The following is a 16,941-nucleotide window of genomic DNA, read 5'->3' as shown; positions in this document are numbered from 1 at the left end:
TAAAATAATGAGTTATGTAATTCTTGACCTTGAATGGAACGGTTCATACAGCAAGGTTCTGCACAAATTTGTCAATGAAATAATTGAAATCGGTGCGGTTAAGCTTGATGATGAACTGAATGTATGTGACACCTTCACAATGCTTGTTGCTCCGAAAATCGGCAAAAAGCTATGCAGTAAGGTAAAACAGCTTACTAAAATAACAAATGAAGAGTTGAAGGACGATGGCGTCAGCTTTATCAAAGCAATCAGCCTGTTCTCGGATTTTCTGGGTGACGGTGTGCTTATGACATGGAGCGACTCCGACCTTCATGCTCTTATCGAAAACTACAGCTACTACACGGGCAGAACCAGACTTCCGTTTCTCTCACGCTATTGCAATCTGCAAAGCTATTGTGAAGATTGTCTTGATTTGCACGATTCATCTTGTCAGCTGGGACTTGGTGCCTGTGCCGAAATGGCAGGTGTTGATTTTTCGGAAGATGATCAGCATAGGGCGCTTGCCGATGTGTACCTAACATTGGAATGTATGAAGGCTTTTTACGGTAAGTATCCGTTAAAGCCGTACATTAAGGATGCTGTTTGTGACGAATTCTATGACAGATTGCTGTTCAAAAATCATTTTGTTACAGATATCAACAGTCCCGATGTTGACAAAAGCGTTATGTTTTTCGATTGTGAAGATTGCGGAAAACCGCTTGTTCAGCTTTCAAAGTGGCGACTTCACAACAAAAGCTTTACCGCCGAATTTTCATGCAAGTATTGCAGAAAGAAGTTCAACGGCAGAGTATCCTTCAAAAAGAAGTTTGACGAAGTTTCGGTAAAGAAAAAGCTTAACGAAAAGGTTGAAAAGAAGCCCGAAACAAAAGAACAGGTCAACACCGTTTCGGCAAACTGAGTGCCTTTTGTATATGGAGTTATTTCTATGATTATAAAATTCTTTGATAAACTTCATTATAAACTTTCTTTATCCGAAGAACATATAAATGATATAATTAAAAGTAATTCTAAGTATGGTGCTGACATTAAGAGAGAGGATTACTCCTATGATGTAAAATTTACGGATAAGGGCTTTAAAATGAAATTTGTACCGGCTAAAAATTACGGTGGAATTTATAGTCTGAGTCCGATTTTTTCAGGTAAGATAGAGGAAGATTGTGGATATTCTGATTTAACAATCAGAATGATTCCAAGTCCGATGATTGTTGTTGCTTTCATAATCTTTTCGTTTCTCTTCTTTATCGGTTGTAATCTTATTTTGACAGGAACGCTTAATCCTCGTTTTAAAGGTGTAGGCTTTGTGATTATATTCTTTTGTGTGTTCATACAACTTACTAATAGGTTCTTCAATAATATGAAAAGTATTGTTGACGGGTTATTTAGTAAATATCAGATTAAGGATAACTGATATTTAAAATTGTTATTATCTTAAACATTATATAGGGCAGAGCGTTTTGTTCTGCCCTTTTTTCGTGAATACAGATGATTGTGTCGTACTCCTCACAACGCACACTGAATTTTCACATACTATTTTCTTGCTTTCAACATTAATTCAGCCGTATTTCATATACTTTTCACTTTGGGGCTTTATTATATCTACAACATCAAAAAACAACACCGACATTCGATGAAGTCTTTTGAAAATATAACTTTTAATCGGAGGTACAGTTATGAACGATAACTTTGAAAACAATAAAAACGGTTATGACGGTTATTCGTCAGATAATAATACTGCTGACAACAACTATCAGGATATTCATTCATCATCAGATTCACAGTCCGCATCAACTGCAGAAAACACAGAAAGCTCTTATGAATGGAACACAAATTCAACATCAAGTGTAAATTCGGGTGAGTACCGCCATTCGTATATAAACGGTAACAACGAGAATGCGTCACACAACCCTAACCGTTATGAAAGCGCTTATTCTTCAAACGCAGCATCGGGTACATCTTCACAGAACTACTCATCTGATTCATACGGTTCACAGTATTCTTCAAACCCATATTCTTCACAGCAGACTAACAACTATTCATACGGCAATCCGTCACAGAATCCATACGGCTCACAGTCGGGTTCACCGTATGCAAATCAACAGTATTCCGCACCAAAGGCTAAGAAAGTAAAAGTTAAAAAGCCTAAAAAGCCGAAGAAACCCGCATCAAAGGGTTTTGTAGCCGCAATGCTTGTAGCTGCAATCATTCTCGGCGGCGGTGCAGGATTCGGTGGCAGTATGCTTGCATCATCACTTAACAACAACTCATCTTCAAGTGTAAACATCAAACAGGCATCCGCAAACAGCACATCAACCACAAGCAATGCCGCTCTCAGCGGAACAACTTCCGAAATTGTTAAGAAAACAGCCGACAGCGTAGTTGAAATTGCTACCGAAAGCGTTGTAACAGGCGGATTTGCTCAGCAGTATGTTCAGCAGGGTGCAGGTTCAGGTGTTATCATTTCCGAGGACGGTTACATCATCACAAACTACCATGTAATCGAAGGTGCGGAGAATATCACGGTAACACTCCGTGACGGTGCAACTTCATACAAGGCTAAGATAATCGGCAGTGATGAGGACAACGATATCGCACTTCTTAAAGTAGATGCAACAGGTCTTTCAGCCGCAACAATGGGCAACAGCTCAGATCTTGCAGTAGGCGACTATGTTGTTGCAATCGGTAATCCGCTCGGACAGCTCGGCGGTACAGTAACAGACGGTATTATCAGCGCACTTGCCCGTCAGGTAACGGTTGAGGGTAAGAGTATGACGCTTCTCCAGCACAACGCTCAGATCAGCCCCGGTAACTCAGGCGGCGGACTCTTTAACTCAAACGGTGAGCTTATCGGTATTGTAAACGCAAAGGACAGTGCAACAGAGGTTGAAGGTATTGCATTTGCTATTCCGATTAACAATGTTCTTGATATAATTGACGATCTCAAAACATACGGTTATGTAAAGGGCAAGGTTGACCTCGGTATGGAGCTTACAGACATCACTTCCGACGATTCCGCATTCTACTACGGACTCAGCAACACAGGCTGTTATGTCCTTTCGGTAACAAGCGGTTCTAATGCAGAAAAAGCAGGATTTATGAGAGGTGATATGATTACCGCAGTAAACGGTACAAGTGTTTCTTCAAAATCAGACATTGAAACAGCCCTCAAGGATTCAAAGGTTGGAGATACAGTAACTTTTACCGTTACAAGAAGAGGTAAGACTGCAAATCTCAAGCTCACTCTTGCAGAATATTCACCGAGCGGCAGTTCTTCAACAGGCAATTCAAACACACAGAATAAGTCGTCACAATCACAGAGCAAAAGTTCAGATAATAGTGACAGCGACTCAATCTGGAACTATATGTTCGGTCAATAACAGCCAACAAGCTTTTTAGCTTTTTATATAAATATTCATACAGCCAAAGCTGTAGACAAAAAACTCTCTCTTAACGAACAAAGCTCCGTAACCGCACGGAGCTTTGTTCATTTTTGCTTAATATTCAATAAAAGAAAAAAGAACCGTGCCATAAAAGCACGGTTCTTTTGTTTGTTTAAAAATCTTATTTATTTTCTTCCATATATTTAAGCTGTTTGTAAATCATATTGGCACACATATAGACATTGCCGCCGCCCATTGTGAGAATGAGGTCGCCCTCTTTTGCATTCTTGCAAACATAGTCGGTAATTTCTTCAAATGTGTCAAGACATACAGAACCCGGAACTTTTGCACCGAGGTCAGTAGAATAGATGTTATATGTGTTTGTTTCACGAACAGGGAGAATAGCCGAAATAATTGCCTGATCCGGAATTTTAAGAGCCTCCGCAAAATCGTCAAGGAGCATAGCTGTTCTTGAAAATGTATGCGGCTGGAATATTGCCCAAACCTTGTTAAAGCCCATTTTCATTGCGGCATTGAGTGTTGCGGTAAGTTCTGTGGGATGATGAGCAAAGTCATCGGCAACAGTAATTCCGTCAGGTGTGCCGAGAATTTCAAATCTTCTGTGAACACCGCCGAACTTGTGAAGATTCTCGGAAATTTCCTTCGGAGTAGCGCCAAGATAATGTGCAGTAGCCGCAGCGGCAAGTGCATTATAAATGTTGTGCTTTCCGGGAACGATAAGCTTAATCTGTGTGAGCTTCTCACCCTTGAAGTAAAGGTCAAACTGCTCGTGAACACCCTTGTCTGCGCTGATGTTTTCAGCTCTGTAATCGCAGTTTTCGCCAAAACCGTAGGTGATTTTCTCAATCTCAACATCCTTTACGGCATCAAGAGTGTTTTCGTCGTCACCGTTGATAACAAGCAAGCCTGTTGTCTGATGAGCAAATTTGTTGAATGACTTCTTTATGTTGTCAAGATTCTTGAAGTAGTCAAGATGATCTGCGTCAATATTAAGAATAATCGAAATAAACGGATTGAGCTGTAAGAATGTGTCAACATACTCACAGGCCTCACAAACGATTATATCGCTGTGACCGACATAGCTGTTACCGCCGATGAACGGAAGTTTTCCTCCGATAATAGCTGACGGATCAAAACCGCTGCCGATAAGCACCTGTGAAAGCATAGCTGTTGTAGTTGTTTTGCCGTGTGTACCCGAAACCGCAATACTTCTTCTGTATCTTCTTGTAACAATACCGAGCATTACGCTTCTTTCAATGCACGGAATACCGAGTTCCTTTGCCGCCTGTCTTTCGGGGTTAGTTTCCTTAATAGCCGCTGAGTAAACAACAAGCTCTGCACCCTTGATATTTTCTGCGGCGTGTCCCATAAATACGGGAATTCCGTAACCCTTAATTCTGTCAAGAGTTTCACCCTCGTTCATATCCGAACCCGAAAGCTCGTAACCCTCGTGGTGAAGAATCTCAGCCAGCGGACACATTCCGCTGCCGCCTATACCGATAAAATGTATTCTTTTTATGTTATCCATAAGACTGTCGTAATTCACAATAGTCCACTCCATTCCTGATAAGTATATTTGTCTGTCAGAAAAATCATTCCGCTTTGCCTGTATTTAAGTCGGAACACAGGTTGATTTGCATTCAAGGAGCAATGCCGTGACAGAACTGCAATACTCATATTATAAGACGAATGGACAAAAAAATAAATACCTAATTTGATATTTGTGCAATTTTTGTGTATTGTACGGATACTGTGTTTTAATTGTTGCCAAATTGTAGAGTAAATGCTAAAATAAAGGGGAATAGGATTATAACTAAAAATACACATAAAATGGCAGAGTGATAAAATGACTTTAAAAAAGAACGATATTGTAAACCTTACAATAACTTCGGCAACTGCCGAGGGCAGCGGAGTCGGAAGAACAGATGACGGCATTGCCGTTTTTGTACAGGGTTCTGCAATCGGTGACGAACTCAAGGTGCGTATATTAAAGGTTAAGAAAACCTACGCTTTCGGCAAAATCGAAGAAATTCTCGTTCCGTCCAAGGCGAGAATTACTCCCGACTGCGAAAACTTTATGAAGTGCGGCGGTTGCACATGGCGACATATTTCTTATGAAGAAGAATGCAAAATAAAACAGCAAAGAGTTGAGGATGCCGTAACACGCATCGGCGGTCTTGATAATGTTGTTTTCAAGCCGATTATTTCGTCGGATAATATCACAAGATACCGCAACAAGGCGCAGTATCCTGTCGGTCTTGACCGTGACGGAAATGTTGTGACGGGTTTTTATTCATTCCACAGCCACCGCATAATCAATTGCACCGACTGTATTTTACAGCCCGAAATTTTTGCAAGGGTAATTGAAATTACAAAAGATTTTATCGCAAAAACTAACACGGAAATTTATGATGAAACAACAGGCAAGGGCAGACTTCGCCACATTTATATCAGAATCGGCGAGGTTTCGGGCGAGCTTATGGTGTGCTATGTTGTCAACGCAAACGGTCTTAAACAGGAAGATTTACTCGTGAAAATGCTCAAATCCGAACTTCCGCAGTTAAAAAGTGTGATTATTAATTCAAACAGAGAAAAAACCAATGTTGTTCTCGGCAGAAAAAACAGAACAATCTACGGAAGTGACCATATTACCGACACACTTTGCGGATTGCAGTTTAAAATTTCACCGTTTTCGTTCTGGCAGATCAACAGAAAACAGGCTGAAAAGCTTTACGGCAAAGCCAAAGAATATGCAAATCTTAAATCTGACGAAATTCTGCTTGATTTATACTGCGGAACGGGTACAATAGGTCTTACAATGGCGGATTCCTGTAAACAGCTTATCGGTGCGGAGATTGTTGAAGATGCCGTGAAAGATGCAAATGAAAATGCAAAAGCAAACGGCATTGAAAATGCACGATTCATCTGCGGAGATGCCTCAGATGCCGCATTTCAGCTTGAAAAAGAGGGTTTAAAACCCGACTGCGTAATCCTTGACCCACCGAGAAAAGGCTGCGGTGAAGAGCTTGTAAAGACAATTTCAAGAATGTCGCCGAGCCGTGTAGTCTATGTATCATGTGACCCCGCAACCCTCGCAAGAGATTTAAAATTCTTCACAGAAAACGGCTACACCCCCAAAGAAATCACCCCCTGCGATATGTTCTCCGGAACCTCCCATGTAGAGAGCGTGGCATTGATTGAAAGAAATTAACAAAATAATATAGAAAAGGAATTAAAATGCAAAATACACTTAAAATAAAACGAACAAAAACAGCTTTGGCATTTAATCTTGCGATTATCGCTTGTGAGATTGCCGCAATAATTATCGTGTTTTTCAAAATAGGCTGCTATCCGCTTGTATATTACACTGAGGACAGCAACCTGTTTGCACTTGTTGCCTGTGCGGCTATGGCAGGCTTTCAGGTGCGATATCTCAAAAGCGGAAAAGAAATTCCGCACTCGGTTCAAATGTTCAAATATATGGCGGCGGCTGTGCTTTCGGTAACATTTATCGTAGTTCTTGCCATGCTTTCTCCGATGCGTGGAGAGGGCATAAACGGTTGGCTCTATATGCTTTTCAACAAAGACTTCACCTTTTTACATACTTTGTGTCCGATTCTTACAATTTTATCGTTTGTGCTTTTTGAAAAAGAACCTCACCTTAACACAAAATCAGCTTTCACGGCTACAATCCCTACATTAATATATGCGATTCTGCTTATTATACTTAATATAGTCGGTGCAGTTGACGGTCCATATCCGTTTTTGCATGTGATGAATCAACCGTTGTATATGTCATTTGTTTGGTTCATCGTTATAGTAGGCGGTGCGTTTTTCCTTGCACTTCTGCTTCAAAAACTTAATTCAACAGGAAGAAAAAGTAAATAATAGACAATAAGACAGTAAACAGATGAAAATTTCAGATTGGAGTGATTTTTATGAAATACCACAAGTTGGTTGAGAATGCTAAAAAGCCAAACGGCTTTTGGGGCAAAATGATGATTAAGGCTATGAATAAAGGACATTCAAGCCTTACCTCATGGGGACTTGAACATATGAATATTGAACGCACCGCAACTGTACTTGACATAGGTTGCGGCGGCGGAAAAACCGTTGACCGACTTTGCTCAATTGTTGCCAACGGCAAGGTTTACGGAATCGATTATTCCGAACTCTCAGTAAAATCCTCCGAAAAACTCAATTCAAAAAATATACTCTGCAACAAAGCGAAAATTCTTCAGGCATCAGTATCCGATATGCCTTTTGATAACAATACATTCGATAATATCACGGCAGTTGAAACTTACTACTTCTGGCCTGATAAGGAAAATGATGTAAAAGAAGTTTTCCGTGTTCTCAAACAGGGCGGAACGGTTATGCTGCTTTTTGAAATGCTCAGAACAGACGATGATCCGTTCAAGTGGGAAAAGGTTGAAAATATGCTGAATATCAAGTCGGTAACTCCGCAGGAAATCAGAGCCGTACTTGAATCTGCAGGCTTTGAAAACATAAACACATACACTAAGGAAGGTACAACATGGCTTTGTGCCACAGCACAAAAACCGAAGGGTGATGAAAACTAATGAAGGCTTTGATTACAGGCGCAAGTTCGGGCATAGGTAAAGAAATCGCCAGATATCTTGCAGAACTCGGTTATGACCTTATTCTTGTATCACGCTCAACCGATAAGCTTAACAAGCTGAAAGAGGAACTTTCAAATGTGAATGTCAGGGTAATTACGCTTGATTTTTCACGAGAAAGTGACAGTATGGATTTGTATGAGCATATTAAGAATGAAAATGAACAGATTGATTTTCTTGTCAACAACGCAGGCTTTGGAGCATACGGAAAATTTTTGGATGTTCCGCTTGAAAGAGAGCTTGAACTCATTCACACAAATGTTTCAACGGTTCACATTCTCACAAAGCTTTTTCTTAAAGATATGGCGGAGAGAAACAGCGGATATATTCTCAATGTAGGTTCTGCCGCAGGATTTCTTGCAGGACCGACATTTGCAAGCTACTATGCATCAAAGAATTATGTTGTCCGTCTTACTCAGGCGATTCATGAGGAAATGCGTAGGGATAATAAAAATGTCAAGGTTTCCGTACTTTGCCCGGGTCCCGTAAAAACCAACTTCAATAATGTTGCGGATGTAAAATTCTGCATAAGAGGACTTGACCCGAAGTTTGTCGCAAGGTATGCCGTTGACATGACCATGAAGGGCAAAATGATTATCACACCCGGCTTTGAAATGAAAGCGGTGTCGTTTTTCAGACATTTTGCACCCGAAAAACTTCTCACAAGAATTTCTTATAATGTGCAGATGAAGAAAAACGGTATAAAATAATTATCATATAGAAATAGGGGAGGTGACACATTGAGGATAAAATTCGTTGACAAGGCGATAAAACTTTACAAAAGAATAACAGGCAGATTTGAACCGATAACAAGCAAATGCGTTCACGATAATATTTTTGCAATTGCCGGACAGTCGGCATTCTTTATCATATTATCGGCTGTGCCGCTCTCAATGTTCTTTGTGTCACTTTTGCAAAACCTGCACATTCCGATTGATTTTGTTTATCACGGACTCAGCAGTGTGTTTTCGTCAAAAATTGCCGATGATTTAACATACTTTCTGACCTCTGCCTATGAAAGTGCTGTGGGTATTTCTCTTGTAACGCTTGTAGTCACTCTGTGGTCGGCGGCACAGGGAATCCACGCAATCACAAACGGACTCAACAGAATTTATGACGCTTACGAAAACAGAAACTGGTTCTTTTTAAGAATAAGAGCAATGTTCTACACAATTGCATTGTTTGTAATTTTGCTTGCGTCACTTGTTCTTATTGTCCTCGGTTCAACAATTAATGATTTTCTTTCACCGCATCTAAAATCATTGCCTGACATAATCGGAATAATCTATCATCTCAGATATATACTTATCTTTATGTTTCTCACAGTATTGTTTGCACTGATTTACAGGAACTTTCCGAACATCTCACGCAGCGAGCATAAGGAATACGGCTTTAAGTCACAGTTGCCCGGTGCGTTTCTCTGCACGGTTTCGTGGTATGTGCTTTCGTTCGGTATTTCGGTTTATGTGTCGGATTTCAACGGATTTTCCGTGTACGGAGGTCTTACAAGAATTGCCGTTATTATGATTTGGTTTTACTTTCTTATGGTTTGTCTTATGGTTTGTGCGGAAATTAATTATGTCTATCATGACATGATAAAAGCGTTTACCGTTGCAAAATTTAAAAGAAAGGTAAAAACCAAAGGTTCAGAGCTTAATCAGATAAGAAAAGAAAGAAAAAATAATAAGTCAAATAAAAGTAAATAAATCAAAATAAAACACTTCCGTTCGGTGATACTACCAATGGAGGTGTTTTTTATGAAAAGAAAATTTTCTAAAAAGGTGATTTCAATATTGCTCGTATTTGCAATGCTCATCGGCGGAGCGTGCTTTTCATGCACAAGTGCAGCGGCATTTGACCTTGACTATATCAGCGAGGACGGAATGAAGCTCGGTTACAGTATAATCAAGGGCTATTCAAAAATGTCGATGAAAAAAGGTCAGCACAAGGACGGGAAAATTGCCGTTTACTGCGGACTTGATGTGACAAATTTATATGTTATGGGTTCGCTCGGTTGGTTCTATATGACAAACGGTGTTGATCTCGACCGTGCAATGACGGATAACGATTACGCAATGGAGATGATTGCAAAGCTTGACTCACACCTTCAAGGTGCAAGCATAACAAATGACAGGGCAAAAGAAAAGAAAGCCGAGATTTTAAAGAATGCAAAGTATGTTTATCAATGCTTTGACACATTGGGACTTTACATTGTTGATGTTGACAAAAACAGAGCCGATGAACTCATGAACGACAGCGGTATTGATTTTGTGCTTGACGGCGGTTGCGTTCCCAAAAATATGAAAGACCTCAACATTGACGGAAAAACAGATGAAAAGGATGCTGAGCTTATTCAGAAGTATCTTATCAAAGACCTCACCTTTGACGATTATGACGAAAATCAGTATGCTCTTTTTGTTTGCGATATCAACGGTGATAAAACCCCCGATATCCGTGATGCGACAGAAATCCTAAAAAAGTGACAATTGTCATAATTTGTGCAAAGTGAATATGATTTTAACTGCGACAGCTGCAATTTTAGCTGTCGCTTTTGATTTGTGACAGCAATGTGAAACTTTGAATAATTATTTGTAATTTCTCTTGACATTCAAAATGAAGGTGCTATAATTACTGATACAAATTGTTTTGTATCGAACTATTCTATATAGAACAATATCTCATAAGTGTGATTTCGGAGGTGAAATAATGTGTGATGACAAAAGCGTAAAAAGCTGTAAGTGCAACAAACGCTTTAATGATTCAATCGGTCACGAAATCAAGGTGCTTAATCAGGTTTTGCAGAGAAAGTTAATCTATTCCGCCAAGGATAAGGGTGTGGATAAGCTGACTCTTATGCACGGCTGGATTATTGCATATCTCTATGATCATCGTGATGAAGATGTTTATCAAAAAGATATTGAAAACGCATTTTCAATTGCCCGTTCAACCGTTACAAGTATTCTTAAACTTATGGAAAAGAAAAATTACATAACGAGGGAGAGCGTTGAAAGTGACGCAAGGCTCAAAAAACTTGTCTTGACCGAAACAGGTATTGAACTTCATTACAAAATCGAAAATATGATAACCAAAAACGAAACTTTGCTTGACAGTCTGCTGACAAAAGAAGAAAAGAAACAATTTCTTTTTCTTATAAATAAAATTCTCAGCGGACTTGAAAATGCAAATTAAAACGGAAGGAGATAAGTATGATAAAAACTTTGGCAAAAAATATCAAAGGTTTCGTCAAAGAGTCTGTTCTTACACCGTTCTTTATGATACTCGAAGTAATTGTTGAAACAATTATTCCGTTTCTTATGTCATCAATGATTGACGACGGTATCAACAAGGGCGATATGCAGCACATATTCATAACGGGCGGTTATATGGGTGCACTTGCACTCACGGGCTTGTTTGCAGGTATGATGGGCGGTATCTACGGTGCAAAAGCTTCGGCAGGCTTTGCAAGAAACCTCAGACGCTCAATGTTTGCAAATATCCAGTCATTCTCGTTTGCCAACATTGACCGTTACTCAACCGCAGGACTTGTTACCCGTATGACAACGGATGTAACAAATCTTCAAAATGCATATCAGATGCTTTTAAGAATGTGTTTCAGAGCGCCTGTATCGCTCATCTGTGCAATGGCAATGACATTCATCATCAATGCAAGGCTTGCCTGTATTTATCTCATTGCAACAATTTTACTTTCTGTTGTTCTTGCCTTTATTATGAAGGCAACATACAAGTATTTCAGTCAGGTTTTTGAAAAGTACGATGAACTCAACGCAAGCGTTCAGGAAAATGTAACTTCAATCAGAGTTGTAAAGGCTTTCGTTCGTGAAAAACACGAAGTTGGCAAGTTCCGCAAGGCAGCCGACAATGTTTACAGACTCTTTGTTAAGGCTGAAAATTCCATGGTAACAGTATCACCGATTATGATGGTTACTTCATACGCATCAATCATCCTTGTAAGCTGGTTTGGCGCAAATATGATCGTAAGCAGTGAGCTTACAACAGGTGAACTTACAAGTATGCTCACATATTGTATGAACATTCTTATGAATCTTCTTATGGTGGCAATGGTGTTTGTAATGCTCACAATGAGCCTTGCAAGCGGCAAGCGTGTTGCAGGTGTGCTTAATGAAAAATCAACGCTTGCAAATCCCGAAAACCCTGTTTACGAGGTTAAGGACGGAAGCATTGAGTTTGACAATGTTTCATTCTCATACAACACAAAAGCCGAAAAACCGATTCTCAACGATATCAACCTAAAAATCAAATCAGGCGAAACAATCGGTATTATCGGCGGTACGGGTTCTTCAAAAACAAGCCTTGTAAACCTTATTGCAAGACTTTATGATGTAACCGAAGGTTCTGTTAAGGTCGGTGGAAAAGATGTTCGTGACTATGATATCGAAACTCTGCGTGACAAGGTTTCGGTTGTGCTCCAGTCGAATGTTCTTTTCAGCGGTACAATCCTTGACAACCTCAGATGGGGCAACGAAAATGCTACAGAGGAAGAATGCGTCAATGCCTGCAAGCTTGCCTGTGCAGATGCGTTTATCGAAAGCTTCCCCGATAAGTACAACACAAAAATCGAACAGGGCGGTACTAATGTTTCGGGCGGTCAGAAACAGCGTCTTTGCATTGCAAGAGCTTTGCTGAAAAATCCGAAAATTCTTATTCTTGATGATTCGACAAGTGCAGTTGATACCGCAACAGACGCAAGTATCCGCAAGGCATTCAGCGAGAATATCCCCGATACTACAAAGCTGATTATTTCACAGCGTGTGTCAAGCGTTTCACACGCAGACAAGATTATTGTAATGGATGACGGTGAGATAAGCGCAGTGGGTACTCACGAAGAACTTATCAAAAACAGTCCGATTTACAATGAAATTTATGTTGCCCAGACAAGCGGCAACGGTGATTTTGATGCGAAAGGAGAGCTGTAATTATGCCGGGACCAATGGGAAGAAGAAACCGAGGACCTGCACAAAAGGTTGAAAATTCAGGTCAGGTTCTTAAAAGACTATTCGGTATTATCTTCAAAAAATATAAATTTCAGATGATTATTGTTTTCGTCTGCATCCTCATCAGCGTACTTGCAAATGTTCAGGGTTCATTGTTTATTCAGAATCTTATTGACGATTACATCACTCCGATGATTCAGAGCGGAAGCCGTGACTTCGGACCGATGCTCGGAGCAATTTTAAGAGTTGCAATTTTCTATGCAATCGGTGCGGCGTCGGCGTTTATCTACGCAAAAATTATGGTTTATGTAACACAGGGTACAATGCGTGATTTGCGTTGTCAGATATTTGAACATATGGAAAGCCTTCCGATAAAATACTTTGACACACACCCTCACGGCGATATCATGAGTGTTTACACAAACGATATTGACACCCTCCGTCAGATGATCAGCCAGAGTATTCCTCAGCTTTTCAACAGCGGAATTACAATCATTGCCGTTCTTGTCAGTATGTTTACACTCAGTATTCCCCTTACAATTCTTACACTTGTAATGGTTGGTGTAATGCTTTTTGTAACAAAACAGCTTGCGTCACGAAGCGGAAGGTTTTTTGCAAAACAGCAAGCAGATCTCGGTGCGACTAACGGTTACATTGAGGAAATGATGAACGGTCAGAAGGTTGTAAAAGTATTTAACCATGAGAAAAAGAGCATTGAAGAATTCAATGAGCTTAATGACAGGCTTTTCAACAGTTCATACAACGCAAACAAGTTTGCAAATATCCTTATGCCGATTAACGCACAAATCGGTAACATCAGCTATGTACTTTGTGCAATTGTAGGTTGTATCTTTGCTCTCAACAACTTCCTCGGATTTACAATCGGTAAACTCGTAAGCTTTCTCACATTCAACAAGAGCTTTACCCAGCCTATCAATCAGGTCAGCCAGCAGTTTAACTCAATTGTTATGGCACTTGCAGGTGCAGACCGTATCTTTAAACTTCTTGACGAAGAGCCTGAGGTTGATGACGGATATGTAACACTTGTTAATGTACGCAAAGAGGGCGACAGGCTTGTTGAAACTGAGGAAAAAACAGGTATGTGGGCTTGGAAGCATACTCACAGCATAACAGGCGAAACAGAGTATCGTGAACTCAAGGGTGCGCTTGTTATGGACGATGTTGACTTCGGTTATACAGATGATAAAATCGTTCTTCACAATATTGATTTGTACGCAGAACCCGGTCAGAAGATTGCGTTTGTCGGTTCAACAGGTGCAGGCAAAACAACAATCACAAACCTTATTAACCGATTCTATGATATTCAGGACGGTAAAATCCGTTATGACGGAATCAATATCAACAAAATCAAAAAAGGCGACCTTCGCCGTTCACTTGGTATAGTTTTACAGGATACACACCTGTTCACGGATACCGTAATGGAAAATATCCGTTACGGCAGACTTGACGCAACAGATGAGGAGGTTATCGCAGCGGCAAAGCTTGCCAACGCAGACAGCTTTATCAGAAAACTTCCTGACGGCTACAACACCCTGCTCAAAGGTGACGGCGGCAACCTCAGTCAGGGACAGCGCCAGATGCTTGCGATTGCAAGAGCCGCTGTTGCAGATCCGCCTGCACTTATCCTTGATGAGGCTACAAGTTCAATTGATACCCGTACCGAAAAGATGGTTCAGGACAGCATGGATAAGCTTATGCACGGCAGAACAACCTTTGTTATTGCCCACAGACTTTCAACAATCAAGAATTCAGACTGTATTATGGTTCTTGAAAAGGGCAGAATCATCGAGCGTGGTTCACATGAACGGCTTCTTGAACAAAAGGGCAGATACTATCAGCTTTATACAGGCAAAACCGCATAATTATAATCGAAAGGGGAGAGTCGCAAAGGCTCTCCTTTTTCTGTTCTTGAAATATTGACTTGTTTATTGTACAATAAGACTCAGAATTGTGAGGTGTTAAAAATTAAAATTAATTCAAAATTAATATTAAAGCTTACTGCATTGTTTGCGGTAATCTGTCTTGCACTTTGTTCGTGTTCAATCAATATCAATGTGAACGGTTCCGATTCGGAAAGAAAAACAACTGTTTCAGAAATCGGAACATTATCGGTTCATTACCTTGATGTCGGACAGGGTGACAGCATATTCATTGAACTGCCGAATCAAAAGTGTATGCTGATTGATGCAGGCGAAAATATGTACGGCAAAAGTATTACCGAATATATCAATAATCTCGGATACACAAATATTGATTATCTCGTTGCAACTCACCCTCATGCCGACCATATCGGTTCAATGGCTTATGTTGTAAAGCATAATAATATCGGCGAAATCTATATGCCTAAGGTTACAACCACAACCAAGACCTATGAGAATCTGCTCACGGCAATTGCAGACAAGGGACTTAAAGTCAAGTCAGCCAAAGCGGGTATGAATATTATTGATGACAACGATTTCAGCATAAATATTCTTGCTCCCGTAACAATTGACGAGGATAATCTGAACAATTGCTCTGTAATTCTAAAAATAACTTACAAAAACGACAGCTTTCTGTTTCTCGGAGACGCCGAAAAGAAAGAGCTTGAAACCGTTACGGCAGATATGAGTGCAGAAGTTCTTAAAGTAGGTCATCACGGAAGCAGAACATCAACAACAAAAGCGTTGCTTGAAAAGGTAAATCCTAAATATGCGGTTATTTCACTCGGCAAGGATAACAGCTACGGACATCCGCACAAAAGCACATTAAAGTTGCTTGATGAATTCGGAGTTGAAACATACAGAACCGATGAAAACGGAACAGTTGTCATTTCAACCGAGGGTTCAGGTGTGACAATCAAAACGGGACAAACTTCAATGAAAAGGGATGAATAAGCTTGAAAAAATTTATTGTTGACAGAATAGAAGGCGACAAGGCTGTTCTTGAGTGTGAAAACGGCGATATGGTGAATCTTGAACTTAAAGCCCTGCCGAAAAATATCAAAGAGGGCGATGTAATTAACTTTCAGGAAAACAGCTATTTTCTGAACAGCGATGAAACAAAAGCCAGAAAAGAAAAAATTAAAAATCTGATGAATTCGCTTTTTGAAGATTAAAAATCATGCAAAAACAAAAATGCTCTGTACCAAATCAAACGGTACAGAGCATTTTTATTTGTAATTGTGTAATCAATGTGTGTTGTCTGCTGTAAGTGACCTTCTGAAAATATGTCTGAAAATGAATCTGACAATCGGGCCTGCAAAAAACAACTGCCAGCAAAGTGCCATAGGGAAGTTGAGTGCGGTAGTTTCAAGCCATACCGAAATAACCTCAACACCCGCATTTTTGAAAATAAGAGTGGCAACAAGGCTCATAAGAGGACACATAAAGATAACCGAAATTGCAGAAATTGCGAGTACAAGGAAGAAAGGATTATCCTTTGCAGGGTTTACAATCTTAAAAGCAAGCTTTTTGGCAATGTGAGCGATAATGAAAAAGTCAAGAATAAATGCAATCGGCCCCATAAAAGAAAGTTCTTTGAAGGCGGAAAGAAAAATTTCGTTTTTCATTCCGCCGATATTAAGAGCTGTGTTGTAGCAAATCATGGCATAAACCATAAAGAACACCATGATAATCGTAAAAATAACTTCCTGAAATTTAGTTTTTGGCATAAAAAATCTCCTTTATAAAAATGATAACTTAGTAAACATATAAGTGTTGTTCGTTATCATTTCCTTAAGGAGAAATGTGCGTTTCCAATTAAACCATTATATATTTCGGAAATTATACTATAATTTTTTTATTTTGTCAACTTCAAAAAAATTTTCATTGCAATTACTCTGTTTAATACATTTTGTGACACTTTTATTACAATTCAGATTCATTTCTCGGTGGATTTTTACTTTGAAATTTGGTATAATACATGTGATTG

16 protein-coding genes are annotated in these 16,941 nt (G+C 39.7%); 14 read left to right on the top strand and 2 right to left on the bottom strand.

The window, feature by feature from the left end:
• Positions 1-7: 7 nt before the first annotated feature.
• The 3 genes from AC2HW8_RS08160 (at position 8) to AC2HW8_RS08150 (ending at position 3,374) form a co-directional block, all read left to right on the top strand.
• Positions 8-898: a 3'-5' exonuclease gene (locus AC2HW8_RS08160; protein ID WP_303666162.1), complete on the top strand. Its 891-nt coding sequence runs from the start codon at positions 8-10 to the stop codon at positions 896-898.
• A gap of 27 nt (positions 899-925) precedes the next feature.
• Complete coding sequence (locus AC2HW8_RS08155) at positions 926-1,408, top strand: hypothetical protein (RefSeq protein ID WP_484327405.1); 483 nt, start codon at positions 926-928, stop codon at positions 1,406-1,408.
• 262 nt (positions 1,409-1,670) lie between these two features.
• On the top strand, positions 1,671-3,374 hold the full coding sequence (locus tag AC2HW8_RS08150) for a S1C family serine protease (protein WP_484327404.1): 1,704 nt from the start codon (positions 1,671-1,673) through the stop codon (positions 3,372-3,374).
• 184 nt (positions 3,375-3,558) lie between these two features.
• On the opposite strand, the gene murC is transcribed toward AC2HW8_RS08150, so the two are convergent.
• Entirely contained in the window at positions 3,559-4,959 is a 1,401-nt protein-coding gene (murC, locus tag AC2HW8_RS08145; protein ID WP_303791580.1) for a UDP-N-acetylmuramate--L-alanine ligase, read from the bottom strand.
• Between the two features lie 285 nt (positions 4,960-5,244).
• On the opposite strand from murC, the gene rlmD reads away from it, so the two are divergent.
• From rlmD to AC2HW8_RS08090, 11 genes are all read left to right on the top strand, one after another.
• Positions 5,245-6,609: a 23S rRNA (uracil(1939)-C(5))-methyltransferase RlmD gene (rlmD, locus tag AC2HW8_RS08140; RefSeq protein WP_021883321.1), complete on the top strand. Its 1,365-nt coding sequence runs from the start codon at positions 5,245-5,247 to the stop codon at positions 6,607-6,609.
• Between the two features lie 26 nt (positions 6,610-6,635).
• Entirely contained in the window at positions 6,636-7,286 is a 651-nt protein-coding gene (locus AC2HW8_RS08135) for a hypothetical protein (protein WP_484327403.1), read from the top strand.
• A 50-nt stretch (positions 7,287-7,336) separates the two neighbouring features.
• Positions 7,337-7,981, top strand: a complete 645-nt coding sequence (locus AC2HW8_RS08130; RefSeq protein ID WP_484327402.1) for a class I SAM-dependent methyltransferase — start codon at positions 7,337-7,339, stop codon at positions 7,979-7,981.
• Positions 7,981-8,748 carry an SDR family NAD(P)-dependent oxidoreductase gene (locus AC2HW8_RS08125; RefSeq protein ID WP_015523667.1) on the top strand — a complete coding sequence of 256 codons (768 nt, stop codon included), beginning with the start codon at positions 7,981-7,983 and terminating at the stop codon, positions 8,746-8,748. Before AC2HW8_RS08130 ends, AC2HW8_RS08125 begins: the two co-directional genes overlap by 1 nt.
• Before the next feature lie 30 nt (positions 8,749-8,778).
• Positions 8,779-9,744 carry a YihY/virulence factor BrkB family protein gene (locus AC2HW8_RS08120; RefSeq protein ID WP_117930619.1) on the top strand — a complete coding sequence of 322 codons (966 nt, stop codon included), beginning with the start codon at positions 8,779-8,781 and terminating at the stop codon, positions 9,742-9,744.
• 51 nt (positions 9,745-9,795) lie between these two features.
• Positions 9,796-10,521 (top strand): hypothetical protein, encoded by a 726-nt coding sequence (locus tag AC2HW8_RS08115; protein ID WP_484327401.1) that lies wholly within the window; start codon positions 9,796-9,798, stop codon positions 10,519-10,521.
• Positions 10,522-10,744: 223 nt separating this feature from the next.
• Positions 10,745-11,227, top strand: coding sequence for a MarR family winged helix-turn-helix transcriptional regulator (locus tag AC2HW8_RS08110; protein WP_021883316.1), 483 nt, complete (start codon positions 10,745-10,747; stop codon positions 11,225-11,227).
• 17 nt (positions 11,228-11,244) lie between these two features.
• Positions 11,245-12,993 (top strand): ABC transporter ATP-binding protein, encoded by a 1,749-nt coding sequence (locus tag AC2HW8_RS08105; protein ID WP_117966637.1) that lies wholly within the window; start codon positions 11,245-11,247, stop codon positions 12,991-12,993.
• A gap of 2 nt (positions 12,994-12,995) precedes the next feature.
• On the top strand, positions 12,996-14,894 hold the full coding sequence (locus tag AC2HW8_RS08100; protein ID WP_021883314.1) for an ABC transporter ATP-binding protein: 1,899 nt from the start codon (positions 12,996-12,998) through the stop codon (positions 14,892-14,894).
• Positions 14,895-14,987: 93 nt separating this feature from the next.
• Positions 14,988-15,905, top strand: a complete 918-nt coding sequence (locus AC2HW8_RS08095; protein WP_484327400.1) for a ComEC/Rec2 family competence protein — start codon at positions 14,988-14,990, stop codon at positions 15,903-15,905.
• Positions 15,906-15,907: 2 nt separating this feature from the next.
• Positions 15,908-16,126 carry a DUF3006 domain-containing protein gene (locus AC2HW8_RS08090; RefSeq protein WP_021883312.1) on the top strand — a complete coding sequence of 73 codons (219 nt, stop codon included), beginning with the start codon at positions 15,908-15,910 and terminating at the stop codon, positions 16,124-16,126.
• Positions 16,127-16,198: 72 nt separating this feature from the next.
• Here the strand turns inward: AC2HW8_RS08090 and AC2HW8_RS08085 are convergent, their stop codons facing one another.
• On the bottom strand, positions 16,199-16,681 hold the full coding sequence (locus tag AC2HW8_RS08085) for a DUF2798 domain-containing protein (protein WP_484327399.1): 483 nt from the start codon (positions 16,679-16,681) through the stop codon (positions 16,199-16,201).
• Positions 16,682-16,941 lie beyond the last annotated feature (260 nt).

The sequence above is a fragment of the Ruminococcoides sp. genome (assembly GCF_057037865.1).
The sequence above is the reverse complement of the archived record's forward strand: the minus strand, read 5'-3'. Positions and strand labels throughout refer to the sequence as shown.

Excerpts from the sequence above, each read along its gene's own strand:
- AC2HW8_RS08160 (WP_303666162.1), top strand. The coding sequence starts at position 8 with ATGAGTTATGTAATTCTTGACCTTGAATGGAACGGTTCATACAGCAAG.
- AC2HW8_RS08155 (WP_484327405.1), top strand. The coding sequence starts at position 926 with ATGATTATAAAATTCTTTGATAAACTTCATTATAAACTTTCTTTATCC.
- AC2HW8_RS08150 (WP_484327404.1), top strand. The coding sequence starts at position 1,671 with ATGAACGATAACTTTGAAAACAATAAAAACGGTTATGACGGTTATTCG.
- murC (WP_303791580.1), bottom strand. The coding sequence starts at position 4,959 with ATGGAGTGGACTATTGTGAATTACGACAGTCTTATGGATAACATAAAA.
- rlmD (WP_021883321.1), top strand. The coding sequence starts at position 5,245 with ATGACTTTAAAAAAGAACGATATTGTAAACCTTACAATAACTTCGGCA.
- AC2HW8_RS08135 (WP_484327403.1), top strand. The coding sequence starts at position 6,636 with ATGCAAAATACACTTAAAATAAAACGAACAAAAACAGCTTTGGCATTT.
- AC2HW8_RS08130 (WP_484327402.1), top strand. The coding sequence starts at position 7,337 with ATGAAATACCACAAGTTGGTTGAGAATGCTAAAAAGCCAAACGGCTTT.
- AC2HW8_RS08125 (WP_015523667.1), top strand. The coding sequence starts at position 7,981 with ATGAAGGCTTTGATTACAGGCGCAAGTTCGGGCATAGGTAAAGAAATC.
- AC2HW8_RS08115 (WP_484327401.1), top strand. The coding sequence starts at position 9,796 with ATGAAAAGAAAATTTTCTAAAAAGGTGATTTCAATATTGCTCGTATTT.
- AC2HW8_RS08110 (WP_021883316.1), top strand. The coding sequence starts at position 10,745 with ATGTGTGATGACAAAAGCGTAAAAAGCTGTAAGTGCAACAAACGCTTT.
- AC2HW8_RS08105 (WP_117966637.1), top strand. The coding sequence starts at position 11,245 with ATGATAAAAACTTTGGCAAAAAATATCAAAGGTTTCGTCAAAGAGTCT.
- AC2HW8_RS08100 (WP_021883314.1), top strand. The coding sequence starts at position 12,996 with ATGCCGGGACCAATGGGAAGAAGAAACCGAGGACCTGCACAAAAGGTT.
- AC2HW8_RS08085 (WP_484327399.1), bottom strand. The coding sequence starts at position 16,681 with ATGCCAAAAACTAAATTTCAGGAAGTTATTTTTACGATTATCATGGTG.